We start from the raw sequence: 22,899 nt of genomic DNA on the forward strand, positions 1-22,899 counted from the left end.
ATTAGAACTGGTAGTTCATACCGACAGAAACAATGAGCTGCTCTTCATCATAGAAGTCGATATTTGAATCGGTGGTACCGTAGCCAGCAAATGAAATCAGAGACCAGTTCCGCCACCCCATAAACTGTTGGTATTCGTAGGCAGCGAACAGGCTCAATTCATCATCAGAGCGCGTTGTACCATAGATTGGGTGTGAAGCGTCATAGCTACGAGTTTTGTAGCCTGCCGTTAATGCAAACTGATGTTGGTTAAGAACTTTAAATAGTGATAGCTCACCGCCCCATAGGGTGTTGGAGTTTGCATTGCCATCTGCGTCAGTCTGAGTGTAGGTGATTGATGGCATTAAGAAGGTAGTTCGACTCAGAAATAGGCGATAGTCCCCTTTCACGTAGATGGATGTCGCATCTCGCTTGAGTTGTTCTGCTGCGTCGTTTGAGTGTGATTGACCTGATAGTTCATTCTCAATGTCTTTGACTGCATAGGCGGTATCCAGACTAAAGCCAGAGTTGGCAATATTGCTCAGTTTGAGTCGATATGCATTGCCTTTTTCATCTGTGGTTGTTCGCTCAACGTTTTCTTGAAACGGGTTAGCCCAAGTTTCACCAGACATGATTGTTGGTAGGAAAGAGGCATCAATCACTGTTCCATTGGCAAGTTGTTGCCTATAACCCAGCTCCAGCGCTAATGTACCGACAGCAATATCTTCACGTGCTGTACCTGCATAAAATTGTTTATCTAACTGGCTACCAAAGGTAAAGGCGACATTACCTAGTGGCAGAGGGATGAAGCCGCTTTCGCTTTGTCCTTTTTGAGTATTATCTGAAATAGTCGCATTGGCGTCGGTGTCAAAATTAGAGGTCGAAGAGGTATAACCGGCGCTTAGCGATACTTCACCACTGATGCCGGCTTGATCCGATAGCTTGGCAATTGTGGGTGTGGCAAAAGCAATGGCCACTGCGAAAAAAAGGGGTTTGATCGTCATATTGAGTCTCCGTGGTATAACCATTGGACCTTATTGAAGTTCTGGTCGAAATTTTGTCGAACTAATCTGACCATATTGAGATTAGTTTCAATGTTGTAAAGGGGCGGTATAATTACACGCTGTTTCATTAATCACTAATAAATAATAATTTTCCCTAAAAGTAATATTATTAATCATCATGTTGGCATATCTGATACTTATCCTGAACGTTTCTCTTGTTATTCTCAATTCTGCTCTTTGTTCAATGGCAATTTGTGTGGTGGCGATCTTTAAGTTTTTGCTACCAAGTGCACGTCTTAAAGCAAAAGGTACCCAGCTGGCGAATAAAATCATGTGGGTATGGGCGAGTGTTAACGCTCTAATCCTCAATGTATCGAATCGTGTCGAATGGGATATTCAAGGTGGTGAGGATCTGAAAAAAGATGGTTGGTATCTTATGATCAGCAACCATCTTAGCTGGACTGATATTGTGGTGCTGTGCAGTGTGTTTAAAGATCGTATCCCAATGCCTAAGTTTTTTCTAAAACAGCAACTCTTGTATGTGCCATTTATTGGTATGGCTTGCTGGGCTTTGGATATGCCGTTTATGCGTCGTTATTCTAGAGAGTATCTGATTCGTCACCCTGAAAAGCGGGGCCAAGATTTAGAAACGACGCGTCGCTCTTGTGCTAAGTTCAAGCATACGCCGACAACAGTGGTGAATTATGTGGAAGGCACTCGCTTCACCAAGCAGAAACAACGTAAAAGCCGTGCTGGTTATGAGTACTTACTGCAGCCTAAAACTGGGGGCATTGCCTACACATTGGCGGCTATGGGCGATCAGTTTGAAAATATTATCGATGTGACGCTAGCCTACCCTGAGAACACGGGAAAACCATTTAAGGACGTGCTAATGGGGCGCATGACGAAAATTGTCGTTCGCACTAAGGTTATGCCAGTTGATGAGCAAGTGCGTGGTGATTATTTCAATGACAAGCCTTATAAACGTCGCTTTCAGCAATGGTTGGGCGATGTATGGCAAGAAAAGGATGAGCTCCTTAAAGATTTACACCAAGAATCGTCGGCTAAATAAGAGTAATAAAAAAGGGAGCAATTGCTCCCTTTTTTGTCATGATTCTATCGAGTTACTTCAGCGTTAGTAGGTAGTTTACTAGTGCAAAGTACTCATCTAATGTTTTGATAGATTGTGCATCAACAAGATATTTGTTGTTTACGACTACCGCAGGAACACCAGAAAGACCGCTGTCTTTGAACTGTTTGTCAAAACGTCGAACCATTGAATCTACTGCAAAACCTTTGAAAGCAGAGTCAAATTTCTTTGCATCTACACCTTCATCTAGGAAGATTTGGCGAAGTTCTTCATCGTTCTTTGGTGCTTTACGCATGTTGTGAATGCGGTTAAATAGCACTGGAGTCATTTTGTCTTCAATCTTAAGCGCAACCATTGTCGCGTAAGCTTTACTCATCGACTCACCCATGCTTCCACCCATGAAGGATACGTGGTTCTTTTGGAATTTAGCATCAGCTGGCAATTGCGCTTTCAGCTGCTGGATGATTGGCTCAAAGGTATTACAGTGCGGACAGTAGAAAGAGAAAAACTCTGTTACTGTTGGCTTCTTCGATGCTTCTAAATCCAGCACCTTGTAGTGCTCACCTTGACTAAACTGTGCAGCGTGAGCTGTGAAGCTCAACATCAATGTTGCAACGAGTGCGAACAGCTTTTTCATTTTTGACTCCATGTTGTCATTTTACTTACCACTGTGGCATGAGTGAAAGTGGGGGTTCATCCACTGCAGAAATTTGCTCTTTAAAAGCAAGCACCTGACTTTCCCAATATTTTGGATCATTAAACCATGGGAAAGCGATAGGAAAGGCCGGATCTTGCCATCTTTTTGCCAACCATGCCATATAGTGCACCATACGTAGACCGCGCAATGGTTCAATTAGTTTCAATTGGCTGCTATTAAAATCATTAAACTCTTGGTACGCCTCTAAGATAATGTCTAATTGCATCAATTTTTCTGAGCGCTCTCCGCTGAGTAGCATCCATAGGTCTTGAATTGCAGGGCCGTTTCTTGAGTCATCTAGATCAACGAACATTGGTCCGTCACGCCACAATATATTACCAGGGTGACAGTCACCGTGTAGGCGTATGCTTGTCGCGCTTTCATCCCAGTGATTTTCTAGTGACTTAATCAGTAGGTCGAGGTCATTAAAAAACGCATTCTCAAGGTGCATCGGGATGAATTGAGATTGCTCCAATAACTTGCGTGGTTGGTAAAGATATTCTTCTAAGCCAACAGTTGGACGATGTGTAAATGGTATTCTTGAACCCACTTTATGGATACGGCCAAGGAATCGACCGACGCCTTCAAGCTGTTCTAGGTTGTCCACTTCAAATTGACGTCCACCAACACTTTCAAATAAGGCAAACAGATAACCTTGGTATTGATGCAGAGTTTGCCCGTTGAGTTTAACTGGCGGCGCGACGGGGATTTCAGACTCGATGAGCTCAAGGGTAAAGTCATGCTCTTCTTGAATCTGCTCTTGGCTCCAGCGTTCTGGACGATAGAACTTCACTACGTAGCGCTGACGCTCTTCATCAGTGAATTGATAAACGCGGTTTTCGTAGCTGTTTAGAGCAAGAAAGCCTGATTCAGCGCGAATGCCGATACTTTCTAAGGCATACCACATGAAGTCGGGAGTCAACGCGTCAAAATTGAATGCTTGTTGTGTCATAAAACAAAAGAGGCTCATTGCTGAGCCTCTTTCCATTGGGTAAGTAGAAAATCTAAAGCTTCTTAATAAAGCGGCTTTCTACAGAAATAGTGAAGTCTTCGCTATCGGACAGTATAAACTGAATTGTCGAAACTGGAGAGCTCAGATTGTCAGGGTTGACTCCCAGGCTCATCGGCAAGTTGAGAACTTCACCTGGGTCAACTTGTATGGTTTGTTTCCCATACCAAGAGACATCACTCAAACCTTCAACGCTCAACTGATACTCTTGCTCTTGTTGAGTTTTATTGATGATCTTAAGTGTGTAGGTATTTTCGACTTCCCCGGAACCGTTGACTCTAAATAGCTGGTTTCGGTCACGAAGCACGCTCAGCCCCGCAGGGTCGACACTGGCCACTTGGACGAAGAACAGTCCAATCATGATCAGTAATACAGCGCCGTAGCCAAGCAGTTTAGGACGAGCCACTTTCGTGTGTTTACCTGATAGACGATGTTCTGTGGTGTAACTAATTAAGCCTTTTTCATAGCCCATGCGGTCCATGGTTTTGTCACAAGCATCGATACACGCACCACAGTTAATACACTCGTATTGCAGACCATCACGAATATCAATGCCAGTTGGACAGACCTGAACACATAGGTCGCAATCGATACAGTCGCCTAGGCCTAGTGCTTTGTGATCTGCTTTACGTGAGCGAGGGCCACGGGTTTCACCTCTCTTGCTGTCATAACCGACGATAAATGTGTCTTTATCAAACATGGCAGATTGGAAACGAGAGTATGGGCACATGTGGATACACATAATCGAACGCATCCAACCCGCATTCGCGTAGGTACAACCAGCAAAGAACAGCACCCAGAATACTGGCCAAAACTCAGCATCGAACGTAAAGAAGCCTGCCACTAGCTCTTTCATTGGCACGAAATAGCCGACAAAGGTTAAGCCAGTTGCAATTGCGATCGCTATCCAAGCTGTATGCTTTGCTGCTTTGCGCATCGCAAGGTTAGTCGTGAGTTTTCCTGAGTCTTGTTTGCGACGCTTGTTAGCGCTACCTTCAAACTTTTCTTCGAACCAAATATACATAAAGGTCCACACCGTTTGTGGACAGAGATAACCACACCAAACGCGACCTAAAAAAGTCGTCAGGAAAAACAGACCAAAGGCGGCAATCATGAACAGTAGTGCAAGTAAGGTTAAATCTTGCGGATAAAGGGTAGTACTGAAAAAGTTAAACTGTTGATTGCCAATGTCGAGCAAGATAGCTTGGCGGTCGCCATAAGGTATCCAAGGAATAAGGGCAAAAAAGAGCAGCAAAAACCAACCGCCATAGCGACGAAGTTGTTGGAATGTACCTTTGCTTTCACGAACGTAAATGCGATTACTTGGGTTAAACCTATCCCCCTTAGTCTTATGGGTTTTGGGGTTAAAGGTTTTAGGAGTCACATCTTTTATATCGATCTTGTCCTGACTCATTACGCTTCCTTCTCGGCTGAATGGCGAGGTTCTTGGGCTCTCGCTCTAAGACATTGCTATTTAATATTTTAGTAAATTCTTATGGACGGCGATTATATACGCAATAACATTATTATTTCTTTAAGGTTATCAACCTTTAACAACAAAGATCAGTACAGTTATAGAAATAAATCGCCTAACAGTTCCTTAGTTTCGGGGGAAATAGGTATAAAAAAAGCGGCTATTGCCGCTTTAAGAGATTTCGATAGTGCTTTAGCTGATGATGCCGCGCGCTCTCAAAATAGCCGTTTTAAAATCGTCTTCTTGGTCTTTTTTCAGACCAGGGATCATTTCATTTTTTTCGCTGTTACGCATTTTAAGGTGGTAGATCAGCACATCATCAGTGAGATCTTCAAGCTTACCTTCATAGCCAGCTTCTTGCGCTAGCTTAACGATCATTTGTAGCAGGTTAAGGTCTTGATCTTTTTGCCATTCAGGCTCCAGTAGCTCAAGCAGCTCCTCAATACGGTGACACTTCACAGGTTTTCTCCACAATATTTATAATGATTTGAGGCTAAAGGTATCAAATAGATGAAATGAAGGTAAGAAAAAAGCGCAGTAAACACTGCGCTTTTTAATTAGGCTGCTTTAACAACTTTTGCTGGAGCAGATGCCATAACGGCAGTCTTTTCAACTAAGGTCATTGTAGGAGCTGTCTTTTTTGCCACTGGAGCAGCTACAAAGCCACTGCGGCGGCGCATTGCACTACGGTTAGTGTGCGAAAACCTGACGGTTGTTGGGCGCATTTAAGATACCTAACTGTCAGGCATATCCATTGCCAATGTAATGGCCTAATTAACTATGAGCGAAGCTCCATTGCTGAAGGTAGGCTCTTTTGGCTGATGCCAATCCAATTAATTAATCAGGAGTATTGATATGCGTGCATATCAATAAATAGATTAGCATTATCAGTTGGATTGATCGATATCTAATCGTTTTCCGTCCACTACAATTATGTGAAGCGGGTAGTAGTAGTGAGACACTAAACAAGATTAGTATGAAAGTAATTGAATTCTTTTAGAGCCCAGGAGGTCGTTATGTCGTTATTCAAGAAAACCCTGGCAAGTTTTGGTATTGGATCGGCGAAGGTTGATTCGGTATTACAGCAAGAAGTGTTGTACCCGGGACAAAAGGTCAACATTACTATTCACGTTTATGGTGGCTCCACAGAGCAAGAGATCGATAATATCGATCTGAAACTGTATTGCCGCTACATCAAAGAAGTGCCTGCAGACCATGACAAAAGCAAGCAAACGGCGGGTACGATGCGTCGCGTTCCAGCAAGTTATGTGCTTGCCGAGTGGTCATTACCTTATGCATTTACTATAAGCCCAGGTGAAACCCGAGACTTTGAGGTTGAGCTCGACGTGCCATGGAATACGCCGGTCACAATTGGTGATTCTAAAGTCTGGTTAGAGACAGGGCTTGATATTGCGATGGCTAAAGATCCAACCGACAAAGATATTCTTACGGTTCGTCCGGACCCATTACTCGATGGCATATTTACCGCGCTTGAAGAACAAGGCCTGCGCATCAGACAGGTTGAATGTGAAGAGGTGGACGGCTTTGCGATGCCATTCGTTCAGGAATTTGAGTTTGTGCCAACGACTGGTCCATTCCATGGCCGTTGGAGAGAATTAGAAGTGGTGGCTTACCGCACTGATGATGAGCTACAGATGTGGTTTGAAATCGATCGCCACCGTGAAGGGGCGAAAGGGATGCTCGCTAGCTTACTAGGAGTTGGCCAGCTTAAAAGGCAGCTTGCCCTTCCTTTACACACTCCTGCTGAAGAAGCTGGTAAACAGGTACTTAGCTACCTCGATAGCCATTCTTAACCGAAATTTAAAACTTTCAGCTTACAAGTGTAAGCTTAATGTGCAATACTCTTGAGTAATTATTCCAATTTTACTCAAGAGTTGCGCACGCATGTCAGTACACCCCCCTGCTGAATACAGCATAAAAGAAGAGTTCGCTAATACGTTAACTCATGCTCTAGGTATGGTATTGAGTATCGTTGGCCTTGTGCTATTGCTGATGAAAGCTTCACAGCACAATGCCGACACTATGACAGTGGTTAGTATGAGTATCTATGGTAGCAGTATGATTTTGCTGTTTTTGGCGTCAACGCTATACCATGCGATTCCTAACCCTAGTGCAAAGCGAGCACTCAAAACTTTTGATCATTGTGCGATTTACTTACTTATTGCTGGCAGCTATACGCCTTTCCTATTAGTGGCGCTGCGAACTCCCTTAGCAGTTGGTCTAATGGCTGTGATTTGGGGAATAGCCTTGTTTGGCATTGTCATGAAGGTAGCGTTTGTCTATCGCTTCAAGAAGCTGTCATTGGTCACGTACCTAACGATGGGTTGGCTCTCTCTCATCGTAATTTATCAATTGGCGATGAGCTTATCGGTGGAAGGGTTAACTCTGTTGGCGGCTGGTGGTGTGATCTATTCGTTAGGGGTTATTTTTTATGTCGCGAAACGCATCCCTTACAACCACGCTATTTGGCATGGCTTTGTTTTAGCAGGATGCGCTTGTCATTTCTTTGCCATTTACCTCTATGTCGAGCCGGTCTAGCGGCTCTCTATATTGGTGACAGTAACGTTGATTTGGTACTGCTTCGCTGACTCAAGCGAAATCTTAATCGGCTTACCTTCGGCGATTTGTTGAGGCCTTAGATAAGTGTCTGCCATACGTTTGATGGAAGACCAAATTTTTACGTTTTGCGCAGTAAGTTCATTGCCTGTGCTATCCAATACTTCGATTTCGAGCTCAACGGCAATGACGGCTTGTCTACTTTGATTGGTCAGTGAGGTTGGAATGACGAGTTGGCCATCTTGGTAATTTGCCGCTCCCAGAAGAATATCGATACCAGAATCTGAAAGCTGCATGGTCGGTTTACTACTACCAACATTGACCAATGTACCTGTCTTGTTCGTTGTAACAGGAATTGCCACGGCTGGAGTTAAGCTAGAAGTCTTCAGTGAATCCGCCGAGTTTTCTTCAGAAGTATTCACATATTGCCACGTAAAGTCATCATTGAGCTGAACGTGTCGCCCATCCTCTAAAATAATTTGTTGTGCCGCTATGAGCTGAGAGCTCGCCAATAGGCTACAAAGTACAAAAAGTGGTTTCATCATTATTATTCCTTAGCGTCGCCAGAATGCTGGGAAAAACAGCACAAGTAGCGTCAAGATTTCTAGTCGTCCCATCAACATTCCTAAGCTTAGTAGCCATTTGGCTGCATCAGGCAAAGGAGCAAAATTACCCGTTGGGCCGATAATTGAGCCCATACCAGGACCCACGTTAGCAACAGCGGTAATAGCACCTGAAATACTGGTAATAGGGTCAAGTCCCATCGCACTCAAACCGCCTGCTACTGCAATGATGGTAATGAAAAAGGTTAAGCCGAATGCCACGACTGAGCGAACGATATCATCGTTGACAGGGCGTTGGTTGTAGCGCTGAACAAACACCCCAGATGGGTGAATCAACTTCATCATCTGTTTATTGAGTAACGTAATGGCAATTTGGAAGCGGAAGATTTTAATCCCGCCTGAAGTCGATCCCGAGCAAGCACCTGCCATCATCAAGAAAGCAAACAGCGTTGTAGGCAGAGCGCCCCAGGCGGTAAAGTCTTCTAGGCCAAAGCCTGTGGTGGTAACGACAGAGACGATGTTAAACATTGAGACACGCAAGGCATCTAATATCGTATAGCCATCACGAATAACCAACCAAGCTGAAATAATTAAGCTGCTGATCAGAAACAAATAGGTAAACCCACGAACCTGTGCATCTTTGACCAGTTCGTTTAAGCGTCGTTTACGCATAGCGGCGACAAACAACAGGAAGGGTAAGCCTCCCAGGAACATAAACAAGGTTGCTACCCAGTGAGCGGAATTAGCAAAGTGGTTCATTGAACCGTCTGAGGTCGAGTAGCCACCAGTCGACAAAGTGGTGAAAGAGTGGTTTATCGCTTCGAATAGGGTCATGCCAGTGGCGAGGTAACCCAATAGACACAAGCCCGTTAGGACCAGATAGACCGCAACAATATTTTTCGCCACGGTTTTGGCTCTAGGGCTACTTTTATCTGACCAGTCAGAGGATTCAGTATGAAAGAGCTTCATACCACCGACGTTAAGCATTGGTAGTACGGCTACTGCCATTACAATAAAACCGATCCCACCTAACCATTGCAATATTGAACGCCACAATAAAATGCTTGGCGCCATATTATCTAGGCCACTCAATACTGTAGAACCTGTGGTAGTAATACCAGACATGGTTTCAAAGTAAGCGTCAGTGAAACTTATATGGTTAATGAAAACAAAAGGCAGGGCAGCAAAGGCGCTTGCGATAGTCCAAACTAAGCTGGTGATTAAGAACATATCACGCACGCTTAATTTAAAGTCTTTGGTTCGTCCAACGGTCAGGCAGACAAAGGCTGCGAGGTGAGTAATGACGACTGCTTGACCAAATTCTAAGAACCCAGACGTACCAGTGATAAAGGCGACTAAGGTTGGGACGTACATAAATAGGGCTAGCTTTGATAACACTAGCCCGATAACAAACAGTACGGGGCGGAAATTGACCATAACAGAGCCTTACAAGAAGAACGGACTCGGTTGGAATAGCGCTTCGACGTCAGGCACGTATTTCTTATCAACGAGGAACATTACTACGTGATCGTCTTGTTCGATAACCGTGCGGTCATGGGCAATCAATACTTCTTCACCACGAACAATCGCACCTATGGTGGTACCTGGTGGCAGTTTGATGTCGCCAATGGCTCGGCCAACCACTTTAGATGTCGTCTCATCACCATGAGCAATCGCTTCGATCGCTTCTGCAGCGCCGCGACGAAGTGATGATACGTTTACAATGTCTGCGCGACGAACGTGCGTCAATAGTGCTGAAATGGTCGCTTGTTGAGGAGATATTGCCACATCAATCACACCACCTTGTACTAGGTCTACATAGGCGCCACGCTGGATAAGAACCATTACCTTCTTGGCTCCCATGCGCTTAGCAAGCATGGCAGACATAATGTTGGTTTCATCTTCGTTGGTTAAGGCAATAAAGACATCAACTTGATCGATATTCTCTTCTACTAGTAGTTCTTGATCAGCGGCATCACCACAGAAAACAATCGTATTTTCAAGTTCTTCTGAGAGTTTCTCTGCGCGCTGGTAACTACGTTCAATCAGCTTAACGCTGTAAGATTGTTCTAAGCGTCGAGCAAGGCTAGCACCGATGTTACCACCACCAACGATCATGATGCGGCGATATGGCTTTTCAAGGCGTTGCAGTTCACTCATCACCGAGCGGATGTGGTTACTTGCAGCAACGAAAAAGACTTCATCATCGGCTTCGATAATAGTCGTGCCTTGAGGGCGAATAGGGCGTCCCTGACGGAAAATTGCAGCTACACGAGTATCAATGTGTGGCATGTGCTCACGCAGTGCAGAAAGTGCATTACCCACCAATGGACCACCATAGTAGGCTTTGACCGCAACTAAGCTGACTTTTTGTTCGGCAAAGCTGACTACTTGCAACGCACCAGGATATTGGATTAGGCGCTCGATATAGCTCGTCACCAACTCTTCTGGTGCGATAAGGTGGTCAACCGGTACTGCACCTGATTGGAATAGCGCTTCTTTTTCAGATAAGTATTGTGGAGAACGAATACGAGCAATACGGTTAGGAGTGTTAAACAGAGAAAAAGCAACCTGACACGCAGCCATGTTTGTTTCATCCATGTTGGTTACCGCAACCAACATATCGGCATCTTGAGCTCCTGCTTCACGCAGAACATCAGGGTGGCTTGCATAGCCGTTCACAACTCGTAAATCGTATTTATCTTGCAGTTCACGCAGTCGATCACTGTCTCTGTCTACGATGGTGATGTCGTTGTTTTCACCGACAAGGTTTTCTGCCAGCGTGCCGCCAACCTGACCCGCACCAAGAATGATGATTTTCATACATTTATCTCGTTTAACTACTGAAAAGGCGGCGACTATTGTCACCGCCTAACTGTATTACGCGTTTTTGATTAACACTGCGTAGTAGAAGCCATCCATATCCTCTTCACCAGGTAAGATTTGGCGTCCAGGATTGTCGATATCAGAACCAACTAAGGTTGCGTTATCAGTGCGTTCAAGGAAAGCTTTTACTTGTAGTACGTTTTCTTGTGGCGTAATTGAGCAAGTGGCGTAAACCATAGTGCCGCCCACTTTCAATTGCCCCCACATCGCATCCATAATTTCGCTTTGCAGTTCAGCCAAGGCATCAATGTCGTTTGCTCGACGTAACCACTTAATATCAGGGTGACGACGAATAACACCAGTTGCTGAACAAGGAGCATCAAGCAGGATGCGGTCAAATTTTTCGCCTGTCCACCACTCTTGAGGGTAACGGGCATCACCACAAATAACATCGGCACGCAGTTGAAGGCGTTCTAGGTTGTCATAGACACGGTCAAGGCGTTTTGCGTCACAATCAATCGCAACTACTTCGGTATCTTCAGTGTGTTCAAGAATGTGCGCTGTTTTACCACCTGGCGCAGCACAACAATCAAGAATCAACTCACCATTTTGTGGCTGCAGATAGTTTACTGACAACTGAGCAGCAGCGTCTTGTACCGATACCCAACCACGATCGAAACCTGGAAGAAGCGTCACGTCACAAGGCGAGGCCAATTTTATGGCATCAGCTGCTTCAGGGTGAATGCTGAATTCAATGTTTTCATCTTTCAGCAGTTCTAGATATTCATCACGAGTATGGTGTTGGCGATTTACACGTAGCCACATTGGCGCTTTGCTGTTGTTCGCTTCAACCAATTGTTCCCACTGCTGCGGGTAGCTCTCGCGTAGCATGTTGAGCAGCCAATTTGGGTGACCATATTTGCCAGCGTTGTGGCTAACTGCTTTCTCATCTAGCTCTTCTTGTTCGCGAAGGTAGCTACGCAGTACGGCATTAATTAGGCCGCGTAGGCTTGGGCCTTTCAACGTCTTAGTACCTTCAACCGTTTCAGCGACTGCAGCATGTGCTGGAATACGCATGAAACTCAGTTGGTAAATGCCGACCAAAATGAGGTGGTGGAAAACACGCTTTTTCCCTTTCAGTGGATTTTCCATTAGCTCGTTAGCAATAGATTCCAAACGTGGCAAGTAACGTAGGGCGCCATAACAGATCTCTTGTAAGAGCGCATGGTCTCTCGGTCTGATAGTCTTTTGCGCCGCAGGTAATGCGTGTGAAAGAGATTGGCCTTTATCGACCACTTGGAATAGGACGTTGGCTGCAGCAGCGCGAACATTCATGATGAATACCTTAAATTAAGGGAGGGTGTCTCCACCCTCAAAATGTACTTTTCCCCATGAGGGAGAATATGTTTAAACCAGCTGAGTGCCGACTTCAAACCAGCTTGCGCGAGAATTAAGAATATCTTGCACTGGCATTGCTTTTTTACCCGGAACTTGGAGCTGTTCTAGCACCAGTACGCCATTGCTTGTCGCAACGTAGATACCGGTTTTGTCCGCTTGAAGAATGGTACCAGCAGGCTTATCTGTTGTTTGTTGCTCAACTCGGCTTTGCCAAACTTTGATGCTGTTTTCAGCCGCTTCAAAGTGGCTCATTGGCCAAGGGTTGAACGCACGAACGCAGCGCTCGATATGAGCCGCATCATCATTCCAATCAATGCGAGCTTCTTCTTTGCTCAGTTTCTTCGCGTAGTTTGCTAGCTCATCGTCTTGCTTTTCAGCAATCGCTCTACCTGAAGCAATGTCAGCTAAACACTCAACTAGTGCGCCAGGGCCAAGCTCAGCCAGCTTTTCATACATAGATGCGCTGGTGTCGGTTGCCTCGATCGGTAACGTCGCTATCTTCAACATATCGCCAGTATCAAGGCCGATGTCCATTTGCATGATAGTCACGCCTGTCTCTTCATCTCCCGCCCAAATTGAACGTTGAATCGGAGCCGCACCACGCCAGCGTGGAAGAATAGAACCGTGTACGTTGATACAACCTAGTTTCGGTGTATCTAATACTGCCTGCGGTAGCAATAAACCGTAAGCGACAACAACCATGATGTCAGCATTTAGATCAGCAAGCTCTTGCTTGGCTTCGTCTGACTTAAAGTTTTCTGGCTGGTAAACCGGAATATTGTGCTCAAGGGCGATGTTCTTTACTGGACTTGCTGTAAGCTTTTTACCACGGCCTGCTGGGCGGTCTGGTTGAGTGTAAACAGCAATAACTTCATGCTCCGAAGACAACAACGCCGCCAAGTGACGGGCGGCGAAATCCGGAGTACCAGCAAAAACTATTTTCAAAGGTTTGCTCAAGGTACCTTCCTTCTATTGATTAGCGGTTAGGCTTTGTTAGCATTCTTCTCGTTGAAGCGCTTGATCTTAGCTAGCTTGTCTTGAATACGCTTACGTTTTAGAGGCGAAAGGTAATCTACAAATAGTTTGCCTTCTAAGTGGTCAAGCTCATGCTGAACACAAATAGCCAATAAGTCATCGGCTTCAAATGTGAACTCTTCACCATCGCGGTTAAGTGCTTTCACGGTAACTTCAGCTGCACGTGAAACAAGTGCACGAGCACCAGGAACCGATAGACAACCTTCTTCGATGCCATCTTCGCCGCGCTTTTCAATAATTTCTGGGTTGATCAGAACCATTGGTTCATCACGAGTTTCAGAAATATCGATAACAACAATACGTTGGTGGAAATCAACTTGGGTTGCAGCCAAGCCAATACCTTCTTCGTCGTACATGGTTTCAATCATGTCATCAACGAACTTTTGAATCTCAGGTGTCACTTCTGCTACTGGCTTTGCCACGGTGCGAAGACGATCATCTGGGAATGTTAATACTTGTAATACAGACATATACACTCGAAATGTTGAACTGTGCCGAATCAGGATAAACCTCGTTGGCTCAATTCTAGACATTTTATATGTCAAATGACAGCATCAATGCGGCTTTTTGAACAGCTTCTCTTACCTTAAACGGAGATTGAGGGAGTAGAAGTAGGCCAAGGATTTCATCATTGTCAGGGATTGGCTATGTTACGTTTATTGAAGTACCCCTCGGTTTTGCTTGGTTTATTGCTAGCTCCGTTTGCGAGTTCTGCTGGTGACAAAACTACGCCTCTTCATATTAAGCAAGATGCCCCCGAGACTTATACTGTTGTGAAAGGTGATACGCTTTGGGATATTTCTGAACTGTATCTTGATAACCCGTGGCTCTGGCCTCGTTTGTGGCAGGTTAACCCTGAGATAGAAAACCCTCACCTTATTTATCCAGGCGATCGCCTGAGTTTAGTTTGGAAAAATGGTCAACCAGTGCTGAGTGTAAAGCCGATGGTGAAGCTTAGCCCGAAAATACGCTTAGCTGATAAGCAGCCGATTCCAACATTAAAAGAAGAGCTTGTACTCCCTTACCTTGAGTCAGATCGATTGCTTAGCCAAATGAAAGTAGATAGTAGTGCTCGGGTTTTGGGGTCTAGCAATGGTCGACAATATCTAACTCAGCAAGAGTCTCTTTATATCTCTGGTCAGCAGTTGCAGCCTCATTGGGGTATTTACCGTCAGATGGCAACGTTTAGTCGTGGTGAGCATGTTGCTGTTGCGTTAAAGCGAATCGCCAGTGCTGAGCGTGTGGAACACAATGACAATATGACTCGCCTAAACGTTACTCACCAAGTGCAAGAAATTTTAGTCGATGACATCGCTTTACCAGAAATGAATGGGAGCTCAGATACGCTTTCTACAACGTTCTATCCAACACCTTCAACACAAGGTTTGTTTGCCGAGATTTTAGGTACGCTAGAGGGCAACCGCTATGCAGGGGAATACGATGTGGTGGTATTGAATCGTGGCCATAGTGATGAACTTGATCAGGGTAGTATGTTTGAACTGTATCAGCAGGGGGCAGAAGCAGACTTGAGTGATACTGAAATCGTGCGATTTCCTGATATCCATATTGGCAACTTGATCATTATTCGCCCTTATCAATATTTTAGCCTCGCCCTTATTACACAAAGTAAGCAGCCAGTTGCGACTGATTCCAAACTAAGGGCTCCACACTTATTCTCTGGTGAAAAGCTATGAACCTTCAAGAGCTGGCTGATTGGCTCGCTCTCTATTTTACTCCTCGAATTGGACCTAAAACCTTTGCTCGCTTATTAGCGGTAGATTCGCCGAGTAATATTGTTAACTCTAATTCCACCCAGTTAAAAGCGATTGGCTTGAGTGATAAGCAAGTTCATTATTTGCGCCATACTGCCCAGCGTGACGTAGAGCTTAGTATCGACTGGCAACAATGCTCCTCTAATCATCACATCATGACTCAAGGCGATGAGAGGTTTCCTAATTTGCTTAAACAGGCCGAGGGAGTACCTCCTTTGTTGTTTGTGTCTGGAAACCTACATTGTTTGTCTGTTCCACAAGTTGCCATTGTGGGTAGTCGCAATTCGACTATCGATGGTTTAAATAGCGCCAGATATTTCGCTACCAGTCTGGTTGAACATGACCTAGCGATTACCAGTGGTTTGGCATTAGGTGTAGATGGCTATGCTCATGATGGTGCTCTGCAAGGCGGCGGAACAACACTCGCTGTTTTGGGCTGTGGTTTGCAAACGGTCTATCCCGCTCGGCATCGAGACCTTGCTGAACGGATTATTGAAAGTGGCGGAGCACTTGTCTCTGAATTTCATCCGTCAGCGAAGCCTAAAGCCGATCACTTTCCTCGTCGTAACCGAATTATTAGTGGTCTCTCATTAGGTGTTTTAGTCGTTGAAGCAGCAGAGAAGAGTGGTTCTTTAATTACAGCTCGTTATGCGTTAGAGCAAGGGCGTGAAGTTTTTGCGCTGCCTGGCTCTATACATCAACCTAGTGCTCGAGGGTGTAACCTATTGATCAAGCAAGGTGCATGTCTCGTAATGACGGCTCAAGATATTCTTGATGAAATAGAAACGTTGCGCGCTTGGTCTGAATATGAGAAGCCACCGATTCAAGCAGAATTGTTCGATAAAATAGATAGTAAAGAAGAATTGCCATTTCCTTTGCTGTTAGCTAACGTAGGAAGTAAGGCTACACCAGTTGATATTCTTGCAAACAGGACCAATATACCTGTGCAGGAAGTCATGATGCAGCTCTTAGAGCTTGAGCTTTCAGGGCATGTTGTTGCAGTTTCCGGTGGCTATATTCGAAAGGGGAGGGGCTAGCTATGATGATGGATATCCTAATGTATCTGTTCGAGACTTACATCCATAGCGATGCGGAGTTACAAGTCAATCAAGATGAACTAGAAGAAGAACTTCTTCGAGCTGGTTTTCATCAAAAAGACATCTATAAAGCCCTTGTCTGGCTAGAAGAGCTAGCGGCACTTCAGCAAAGTGAAACCCACTCTGCAATTTCTGTGTGCAGCACTTCCAATTCGACTCGTATTTACACCAGTAAAGAGTGTGAACGCCTATCCATTGAATGTCGTGGCTTTTTAACCTTCCTTGAGCAGGTTAATGTGCTGACGACAGAAACTCGTGAAATGGTGATTGACCGTATCATGGGTTTAGAAACGGATGAGTTCGAATTAGATGATCTGAAATGGATTGTGTTAATGGTGCTGTTTAATGTGCCGGGCAATGAGAACGCTTATACGCTTATGGAAGAGCTGTTGTATACCAAAGAGCAAGGTATTCTTCACTAATCTTCATGAGTTGATATGAGTAACAAGATTGATCAGACACTGTTTTCAGCGCATGAGCATGCGTTGGAGCATCAATCGTGCCCAAAATGCCAAGCGGAGCAGCGTGAAGGTGAGCTTCAGCTTCGTCACGGCAAACATGGCCCTTTCCTTGGTTGTAACCAATACCCTGAGTGTGATTTCATTAAGCCCTTGCATCAAAACGATGGACACATCGTTAAAGAGCTAGGTGTGCCATGCCCTGAATGCGGGAATGAGCTGGTATTACGTCAGGGTCGCTACGGCATGTTTATTGGCTGCAGTCACTACCCAAGTTGCCACCATATCGAGTCTCTCGACCAGCCTAAACAAGAGCAGGCACCGCAAACGCACTCGTGTCCTGAATGTCATAAAGGCCAATTGGTTGAGCGTAAAACTCGTTTTGGTAAATTGTTTTATGCTTGTGATAACTACCCTAAATGTAAGTTTGCCGTTAATCAGCCTCCGGTTGCTGGCAAGTGTGAGAAGTGTGGCTATCCGCTATTGGTAGAAAAAAAGCTCGTCAGTGGTGACAAGCTTCAATGTGCTGACCGAAAGTGTCATCACATTCAACAAGATTAAAAAAAACGGCGCTGGGTGCGCCGTTTTTTATTGTTTGTTAGTTTCGGCTACTCAGAAAAGTTAGCGGCAAACTCGTGTACCGCAGGGAAAGCTTCTTTGTCTAAGCTATCTGCTAGTGCGCAAAGCTTACGTTGCAGCTCGCCGTTGTAGTCGCCACAAACATTGATGTGACCCATTTTACGACCCGCGCGCTTCTCTTTGCCATACCAGTGAACATGACAGCCATCCATTTCAAGCACTGCTTGAGGAAGCGTGTCTTCACCAAGAATGTTGATCATGGAAGTCGAACGAATCAGTTTGGTTGAGCCTAAAGGTAGACCGCAAACTGCACGTAGATGGTTTTCAAACTGACAAGTTTCAGCACCTTGCTGGGTCCAATGACCAGAGTTGTGTACGCGTGGTGCAATCTCATTCACTAATAGAGTGCCGTCGACATCAAAAAACTCTAGTGCTAGCACACCGACATAGTCGAGCTTATTTGCAACTGCGGTAAACATTTCTTTGGCTTGCTCTTGCAGTTCGTTATCTGCAATCGCGGTAGAAAGTGTCAGTACGCCATTGGTGTGAACATTCTCTGCCAGTGGGTAGACAGCGACAGAGCCATCTTTTGCTCGTGCCCCAACCAATGAAACTTCTCGGCTAAAAGGAACAAACTCTTCAGCCACAATTGCTTGAGTCTCTGTGGCAGCAATACACTCTGCCATTTCTGCCCAAATGCTATCGGCTTGATTTGCATCTTTTAAACGCCACTGACCTTTACCATCGTAACCACCTAAGGCACTTTTGAGTACCATAGGAATACCGACGTGTTCTATCGCTTTGTCAAAATCTTCACGAGAGTTGATGACATAATATTTTGCATTACGAACACCCGCATCATCGAGCAAACCTTTCTCAATTCGGCGATCGCCACCGGCTTTGATTGCATCAGCTGATGGGAGGAACTTACCGCTTTGCTCACATACCGCAAGAATATCGTGTGGAATATGCTCGAACTCTGCAGTGATGACATCCGCTTTAGCAATCGCATTTTCTAAGCCGTGACCAAGCACACTTTGAGTGAGAGGGTGAACAATATTTTCGCTGCCCACATCATATGCAGAAATTTCAATGTTTAACGGAGCACCCGCTAGAGACATCATTCGAGCCAGTTGACCAGCACCTAGCACTAAAACATGCATTGCATTAGTCCTCTGCAGGGTTAGGGTTTGCTAGAACCGTGTCTGTTTGTTCTTGGCGAAAAGCTTCGACTTTTGCCATCACTTCTTCATCGTGAGTACCAAGAATCTGTGCCGCCAGAATACCAGCATTTGCGGCACCTGCTTCACCAATTGCAAGTGTCCCAACCGCAATACCTTTTGGCATCTGAACGATTGAGTATAGAGAGTCTAAGCCGCTAAGTGCACGTGATTGTACTGGTACGCCAAGAACTGGCAGAGAAGTGAACGCTGCCGCCATTCCAGGAAGGTGAGCTGCGCCTCCCGCACCTGCAATGATAACTTTAAGGCCGCGTTCTTTTGCACTATTTGCATAGTCAGCAAGAAGTTGAGGAGTACGGTGCGCAGAAACAACCTTGGTTTCGTATTCAACACCGAATCTGTCTAGCATTTCAGCTGCTAGTTTCATTGTTGGCCAATCTGATTTAGAACCCATGATGATACCGACTTTCATCTCAAACTCCTTCAAAGCTGCATAGAACAGGTGAGAAAATAATTTGAGCGCATTATACGGGGATTTTGCCACTAAGCAAACGTTTGCGTCAGGTTTGGACGGGAAGTGCAAATAATCGCTCTTAAATAGGTTTAGTCACTACTCTCGATTATTTGTACACTTAACCCAAACTGCCAACCAATAGGAAGCTTAAGGTGAGTAACTTTGAAAAAGCACTCAGTGCGTTACAACAAGGTGAAGTGATCGCCTACCCAACTGAGGGCGTGTTTGGGGTAGGATGCGACCCTGATAACCCCCAAGCCATACAAAAGCTTCTTGAACTTAAACAGCGACCAATAGAAAAGGGCCTCATTTTAATTGCGGCAAGCTATGAACAGCTATTGCCTTATATTAATCAGCAGGCTTTAACGAAAGAGCAGCTAGAAAAGGTGCTTCAAACATGGCCAGGCCCGGTCACTTGGGTAATGCCATGTAGCGATAAGGTCTCTAAATGGGTGTCGGGGCAATATGACTCGATCGCAGTGCGTGTGACTGATCATCCTTTAGTACAAAAGATGTGTAATGCGTTTGGAAAGCCGCTAACCTCTACCAGCGCCAACTTAACGGGCGAGCCACCATGTGTGACGACTGAGCAAGTTTATCAACATTTAGGCGATCAGTTGGTTGCGATACTTGAAGGGCAAACAGGTGGTAGAACGAACCCAAGTGAAATTCGTGATGCAATAACCTCACAAATATTGAGACAGGGTTAACCCTGCAATAAAGGAAGTCGAATGTCAGCGATAGATAAATTAGCCGTAAAACAATTTCTTATGGCACTCCAAGACTCTATATGTCAGCAACTAGAGCAAGCCGATGGGCAAGCCGTATTTGTAGAGGATGAATGGCATCGCGAACCTGGTGAAAGACTGGGTGGTGGTGGTCGAACACGAGTAATGAAAGAGGGAGCAGTGTTTGAGCAGGGAGGAGTTAACTTTTCTCATGTTCAAGGAAAAGAGATGCCAGCATCCGCAACGGCGCACCGACCTGAATTAGCAGGGCGTCGTTTTGAGGCGATGGGCGTTTCTTTGGTGATGCACCCTAATAACCCTTATATCCCAACTTCACACGCAAATGTTCGCTTCTTTATTGCAGAAAAAGACGGTGAAGAGCCGATTTGGTGGTTCGGTGGTGGTTTTGACTTAACCCCTTTCTACCCTTTCGAAGAAGATGCTCAATATTGGCACAACACGGCGAAAGAGGTCTGTGCGCCATTTGGCGGTGAAGTGTACTCAGAGCATAAAGCTTGGTGTGACAAATACTTCTACTTACCTCACCGTGATGAAACACGTGGTGTCGGTGGTTTATTCTTTGATGATCTCAACCATTGGGAATTCGATAAGTGTTTTGATTACATTAAGGCGGTGGGAGAAGGTTACACGCAAGCATACTTACCTATTGTTGAACGCCGTAAAGAGACTGAATATGGAGAACGCGAACGTCAGTTCCAGCTATATCGTCGTGGTCGCTATGTGGAGTTCAATCTAGTCTTTGACCGTGGCACATTGTTTGGACTACAAAGTGGTGGCCGTACAGAGTCTATTCTTATGTCGATGCCCCCACTAGCGCGCTGGGAATATGCGTATCAAGTAGAACCTAACTCTCCTGAAGCAGAGTTATACGATCATTACCTCAAACCAAGAGAGTGGTAAGACTTTCTTCAATAAATAGTTAGTGATAGGGTCAATGCATCGCATTGGCCCTTTTATATTATTGCAGGTAAAGGAAATGACTCAGCAAATAGATCGTTACGCCGTTTTTGGTAATCCTATCGGACAAAGTAAGTCCCCATTCATTCACACTCTATTTGCTCGCCAAACAAGTCAATCTCTGACTTACACTGCAGAGAGCCCAAATAAAGACGCTTTCGACCAAGCAGCGACCGAGTTTTTCGCTCAAGGTGGTAAAGGCTGTAATGTGACTGTGCCTTTTAAAGAAGACGCTTACCGATTTGCTACACGCTTAACCGAGCGAGCTCAACTTGCTGGGGCAGTGAATACGCTAAAAAAACTTGATGACGGCGAAATCATTGGTGACAACACCGATGGTGAAGGACTAGTACAAGATTTGCTGCAATATCAGGTGCCTTTAAAAGGTGCTCGTATTTTACTTATTGGCGCTGGTGGGGCGGCCCGTGGTGTGATTAAGCCACTGTTAGACCAGCAGCCAGCTGAAATTGTAGTAACTAATAGAACCTTTGCGAAGGCAGAGGTGCTTGCAGAAATGTTTTCTCCTTATGGCTCGATTAAGGCTTGTGAAATGAATGAAGTAACACAGTCGTTTGACGTGATCATCAATTCCACATCATCAAGCTTGAGTGGTGAGCTGCCAGATATCTCAGCGGCAATATTTTCTAACCAGAGTGTTGTCTATGACATGATGTATGGGGCTGGGAAAACCACCTTTAACCAATGGGCACATGAGCAAGGCGCGGCATTGGTTTACGATGGCCTAGGTATGTTGGTTGGTCAGGCAGCGGAGAGCTTTATGTTATGGCGTGGTTTAAGGCCTGGAACTAAGCAAATCCTCCGCGAGTTAAGAAAAAATTTAGAGGGTCAGTAATGAACCAGTCAATTTTATTCCCCGATATCCAATCTTGGGATGAAGAGAAGAAAGCTGTAGTGTTTACTGCTCAGCAATCAGGCGCATTGATTCAATGCTTGATAAGTAAAGATGAGTTAGCAAAGATCTCAGGGCAGGTAATTGGGAATGAACAGCAAGCTCTAGAAGTATTCTCTCAGTATCGATTCGACCTAGAAGAGCTTGCTGAAGAACTGATTGAAGAAGAAGAGTTCAATTCAGAGGGTAATATAGAGGTGGTTAGTTAAGTTCCTTTACCTCATGAAGATAATCTTCTTTATTCTGTACATAGTTATCTGCTGACTTTTGTAAGAAAGCTCGTTCTTTATCATTAAGTGGACGAGCTTGCTTTACAGGACTTCCAACATAAAGATAACCGCTTTCGAGTCGTTTTCCTGGTGGCACTAAACTGCCAGCGCCAATCATCACCTCTTCTTCGATAATTGCTGCGTCTAAGACGATCGCTCCCATACCAACCAAAACGCGATCTTTAATCACGCATCCATGCAGCATGACTTTATGTCCTACAGTAACGTCATTACCAATAATAAGAGGGTAGCCTTCAGGGTTCTCTTTATTTTTATGAGTAACATGTAAAACACTGCCATCTTGAATGTTAGTACGTTCTCCAATGTGAATGTGGTTTACATCACCTCGAGCTGCGACAAGTGGCCAGATACTCGAATCGTCGCCAACTTTAATGTCACCAACCAAAACAGAGCTACTATCTATATAGACGCGTTGGCCAATTTGAGGGGAAATTCCTTTATAACTGCGTAGAGAGCTCATTTTTTCTCCTTATATAGAGGGAAACTTGCCTAGAGAAGCAAAGAAAAGGCAGGAAAATAGGTCGTTTTGAATAGAAAATACGCAAAAGACAAAAAAATCAAAAAAAACTGAAAAAAGGGGTTGCCAATGTGATGGCGATCTCTATAATGCCCCCTCGCTGACACGGGAACGCTTCGAAAGAAACGAGAGCCCAGTTAGCAAGGTCAATTAGCCAAGCGGAAACGTTTGAAAAAAGTTTGAAAAAAGTGGTTGACACTAAACTTTATCTCGCTAAAATGACC

The 22,899-nt window shown here is 44.9% G+C and carries 26 protein-coding genes; 11 read left to right on the forward strand and 15 right to left on the reverse strand.

Annotation, left to right across the window (positions count from 1 at the left end):
* Position 1 precedes the first annotated feature (1 nt).
* Positions 2–982, reverse strand: a complete 981-nt coding sequence (locus tag AAFX28_RS08955; RefSeq protein ID WP_408687126.1) for a DUF2860 domain-containing protein — start codon at positions 980–982, stop codon at positions 2–4.
* Positions 983–1,160: 178 nt separating this feature from the next.
* Here AAFX28_RS08955 and AAFX28_RS08960 point away from each other — a divergent pair, with 178 nt between their 5' ends.
* The gene (locus AAFX28_RS08960; RefSeq protein WP_408687127.1) at positions 1,161–2,054 is read left to right on the forward strand and encodes an acyltransferase; all 894 of its coding nucleotides are present in this window, start codon (positions 1,161–1,163) and stop codon (positions 2,052–2,054) included.
* A 52-nt stretch (positions 2,055–2,106) separates the two neighbouring features.
* Here the strand turns inward: AAFX28_RS08960 and AAFX28_RS08965 are convergent, their stop codons facing one another.
* The 5 genes from AAFX28_RS08965 to AAFX28_RS08985 form a co-directional block, all read right to left on the reverse strand.
* Positions 2,107–2,709: a thiol:disulfide interchange protein DsbA/DsbL gene (locus AAFX28_RS08965; RefSeq protein WP_408687128.1), complete on the reverse strand. Its 603-nt coding sequence runs from the start codon at positions 2,707–2,709 to the stop codon at positions 2,107–2,109.
* Between the two features lie 25 nt (positions 2,710–2,734).
* Entirely contained in the window at positions 2,735–3,721 is a 987-nt protein-coding gene (locus tag AAFX28_RS08970) for a serine/threonine protein kinase (RefSeq protein ID WP_408690847.1), read from the reverse strand.
* A gap of 52 nt (positions 3,722–3,773) precedes the next feature.
* Positions 3,774–5,192: a cytochrome c oxidase accessory protein CcoG gene (ccoG, locus tag AAFX28_RS08975; protein WP_408687129.1), complete on the reverse strand. Its 1,419-nt coding sequence runs from the start codon at positions 5,190–5,192 to the stop codon at positions 3,774–3,776.
* 252 nt (positions 5,193–5,444) lie between these two features.
* On the reverse strand, positions 5,445–5,711 hold the full coding sequence (locus AAFX28_RS08980) for a YihD family protein (RefSeq protein WP_408687130.1): 267 nt from the start codon (positions 5,709–5,711) through the stop codon (positions 5,445–5,447).
* A gap of 98 nt (positions 5,712–5,809) precedes the next feature.
* Positions 5,810–5,977: a hypothetical protein gene (locus AAFX28_RS08985; RefSeq protein ID WP_408687131.1), complete on the reverse strand. Its 168-nt coding sequence runs from the start codon at positions 5,975–5,977 to the stop codon at positions 5,810–5,812.
* 291 nt (positions 5,978–6,268) lie between these two features.
* Between AAFX28_RS08985 and AAFX28_RS08990 the strand changes: the two genes are divergently transcribed.
* Positions 6,269–7,066 (forward strand): sporulation protein, encoded by a 798-nt coding sequence (locus AAFX28_RS08990; RefSeq protein WP_408687132.1) that lies wholly within the window; start codon positions 6,269–6,271, stop codon positions 7,064–7,066.
* A 91-nt stretch (positions 7,067–7,157) separates the two neighbouring features.
* Positions 7,158–7,811, forward strand: a complete 654-nt coding sequence (locus AAFX28_RS08995; RefSeq protein ID WP_408687133.1) for a hemolysin III family protein — start codon at positions 7,158–7,160, stop codon at positions 7,809–7,811.
* Here AAFX28_RS08995 and AAFX28_RS09000 read toward each other — a convergent pair.
* The 6 genes from AAFX28_RS09000 to def form a co-directional block, all read right to left on the reverse strand.
* Positions 7,808–8,371 carry a DUF3157 family protein gene (locus AAFX28_RS09000; RefSeq protein WP_408690848.1) on the reverse strand — a complete coding sequence of 188 codons (564 nt, stop codon included), beginning with the start codon at positions 8,369–8,371 and terminating at the stop codon, positions 7,808–7,810. The genes AAFX28_RS08995 and AAFX28_RS09000 overlap by 4 nt on opposite strands.
* 12 nt (positions 8,372–8,383) lie before the next feature.
* Positions 8,384–9,829 carry a TrkH family potassium uptake protein gene (locus AAFX28_RS09005; protein ID WP_408687134.1) on the reverse strand — a complete coding sequence of 482 codons (1,446 nt, stop codon included), beginning with the start codon at positions 9,827–9,829 and terminating at the stop codon, positions 8,384–8,386.
* 9 nt (positions 9,830–9,838) lie between these two features.
* On the reverse strand, positions 9,839–11,215 hold the full coding sequence (gene trkA, locus AAFX28_RS09010; protein ID WP_408687135.1) for a Trk system potassium transporter TrkA: 1,377 nt from the start codon (positions 11,213–11,215) through the stop codon (positions 9,839–9,841).
* 57 nt (positions 11,216–11,272) lie between these two features.
* Positions 11,273–12,553 (reverse strand): 16S rRNA (cytosine(967)-C(5))-methyltransferase RsmB, encoded by a 1,281-nt coding sequence (gene rsmB / locus AAFX28_RS09015; RefSeq protein ID WP_408687136.1) that lies wholly within the window; start codon positions 12,551–12,553, stop codon positions 11,273–11,275.
* A 72-nt stretch (positions 12,554–12,625) separates the two neighbouring features.
* The gene (fmt, locus tag AAFX28_RS09020) at positions 12,626–13,573 is read right to left on the reverse strand and encodes a methionyl-tRNA formyltransferase (protein WP_408687137.1); all 948 of its coding nucleotides are present in this window, start codon (positions 13,571–13,573) and stop codon (positions 12,626–12,628) included.
* Between the two features lie 26 nt (positions 13,574–13,599).
* Positions 13,600–14,121 carry a peptide deformylase gene (gene def, locus AAFX28_RS09025; RefSeq protein ID WP_408687138.1) on the reverse strand — a complete coding sequence of 174 codons (522 nt, stop codon included), beginning with the start codon at positions 14,119–14,121 and terminating at the stop codon, positions 13,600–13,602.
* A 177-nt stretch (positions 14,122–14,298) separates the two neighbouring features.
* Between def and AAFX28_RS09030 the strand changes: the two genes are divergently transcribed.
* Genes AAFX28_RS09030 through AAFX28_RS09045 form a run of 4 tightly spaced genes read left to right on the forward strand, consistent with a single transcriptional unit; the run spans position 14,299 to position 17,539 of the window.
* Positions 14,299–15,345, forward strand: coding sequence for a LysM peptidoglycan-binding domain-containing protein (locus tag AAFX28_RS09030; RefSeq protein ID WP_408687139.1), 1,047 nt, complete (start codon positions 14,299–14,301; stop codon positions 15,343–15,345).
* A complete protein-coding gene (gene dprA / locus AAFX28_RS09035) occupies positions 15,342–16,460 on the forward strand; it encodes a DNA-processing protein DprA (RefSeq protein ID WP_408687140.1) in 1,119 nt (372 codons plus the stop codon). Before AAFX28_RS09030 ends, dprA begins: the two co-directional genes overlap by 4 nt.
* A 2-nt stretch (positions 16,461–16,462) precedes the next feature.
* Complete coding sequence (locus tag AAFX28_RS09040) at positions 16,463–16,942, forward strand: DUF494 family protein (protein WP_171383540.1); 480 nt, start codon at positions 16,463–16,465, stop codon at positions 16,940–16,942.
* A gap of 15 nt (positions 16,943–16,957) precedes the next feature.
* Positions 16,958–17,539 carry a topoisomerase DNA-binding C4 zinc finger domain-containing protein gene (locus tag AAFX28_RS09045; protein ID WP_408687141.1) on the forward strand — a complete coding sequence of 194 codons (582 nt, stop codon included), beginning with the start codon at positions 16,958–16,960 and terminating at the stop codon, positions 17,537–17,539.
* Positions 17,540–17,586: 47 nt separating this feature from the next.
* Here the strand turns inward: AAFX28_RS09045 and AAFX28_RS09050 are convergent, their stop codons facing one another.
* Both AAFX28_RS09050 and purE read right to left on the reverse strand, forming a co-directional pair.
* A complete protein-coding gene (locus AAFX28_RS09050) occupies positions 17,587–18,720 on the reverse strand; it encodes a 5-(carboxyamino)imidazole ribonucleotide synthase (RefSeq protein WP_408687142.1) in 1,134 nt (377 codons plus the stop codon).
* Between the two features lie 4 nt (positions 18,721–18,724).
* Positions 18,725–19,210, reverse strand: coding sequence for a 5-(carboxyamino)imidazole ribonucleotide mutase (purE, locus tag AAFX28_RS09055; RefSeq protein WP_408687143.1), 486 nt, complete (start codon positions 19,208–19,210; stop codon positions 18,725–18,727).
* 194 nt (positions 19,211–19,404) lie between these two features.
* Here purE and AAFX28_RS09060 point away from each other — a divergent pair, with 194 nt between their 5' ends.
* The 4 genes from AAFX28_RS09060 to AAFX28_RS09075 all read left to right on the forward strand — a co-directional run bounded on the left by AAFX28_RS09060 (position 19,405) and on the right by AAFX28_RS09075 (position 22,077).
* The gene (locus AAFX28_RS09060) at positions 19,405–19,962 is read left to right on the forward strand and encodes an L-threonylcarbamoyladenylate synthase (RefSeq protein ID WP_408687144.1); all 558 of its coding nucleotides are present in this window, start codon (positions 19,405–19,407) and stop codon (positions 19,960–19,962) included.
* 21 nt (positions 19,963–19,983) lie between these two features.
* On the forward strand, positions 19,984–20,901 hold the full coding sequence (gene hemF, locus AAFX28_RS09065; RefSeq protein WP_408687145.1) for an oxygen-dependent coproporphyrinogen oxidase: 918 nt from the start codon (positions 19,984–19,986) through the stop codon (positions 20,899–20,901).
* A gap of 76 nt (positions 20,902–20,977) precedes the next feature.
* The gene (gene aroE / locus AAFX28_RS09070) at positions 20,978–21,811 is read left to right on the forward strand and encodes a shikimate dehydrogenase (RefSeq protein WP_408687146.1); all 834 of its coding nucleotides are present in this window, start codon (positions 20,978–20,980) and stop codon (positions 21,809–21,811) included.
* On the forward strand, positions 21,811–22,077 hold the full coding sequence (locus AAFX28_RS09075) for a DUF1488 domain-containing protein (RefSeq protein WP_408687147.1): 267 nt from the start codon (positions 21,811–21,813) through the stop codon (positions 22,075–22,077). Before aroE ends, AAFX28_RS09075 begins: the two co-directional genes overlap by 1 nt.
* Here AAFX28_RS09075 and AAFX28_RS09080 read toward each other — a convergent pair.
* Entirely contained in the window at positions 22,070–22,618 is a 549-nt protein-coding gene (locus tag AAFX28_RS09080; RefSeq protein ID WP_408687148.1) for a gamma carbonic anhydrase family protein, read from the reverse strand. The two genes, AAFX28_RS09075 and AAFX28_RS09080, sit on opposite strands and share 8 nt — an antisense overlap.
* Between the last annotated feature and the right edge of the window lie 281 nt (positions 22,619–22,899).

Origin of the sequence: Vibrio sp. TBV020 (assembly GCF_046056895.1) — a bacterium.
Lineage (GTDB): Bacteria > Pseudomonadota > Gammaproteobacteria > Enterobacterales > Vibrionaceae > Vibrio.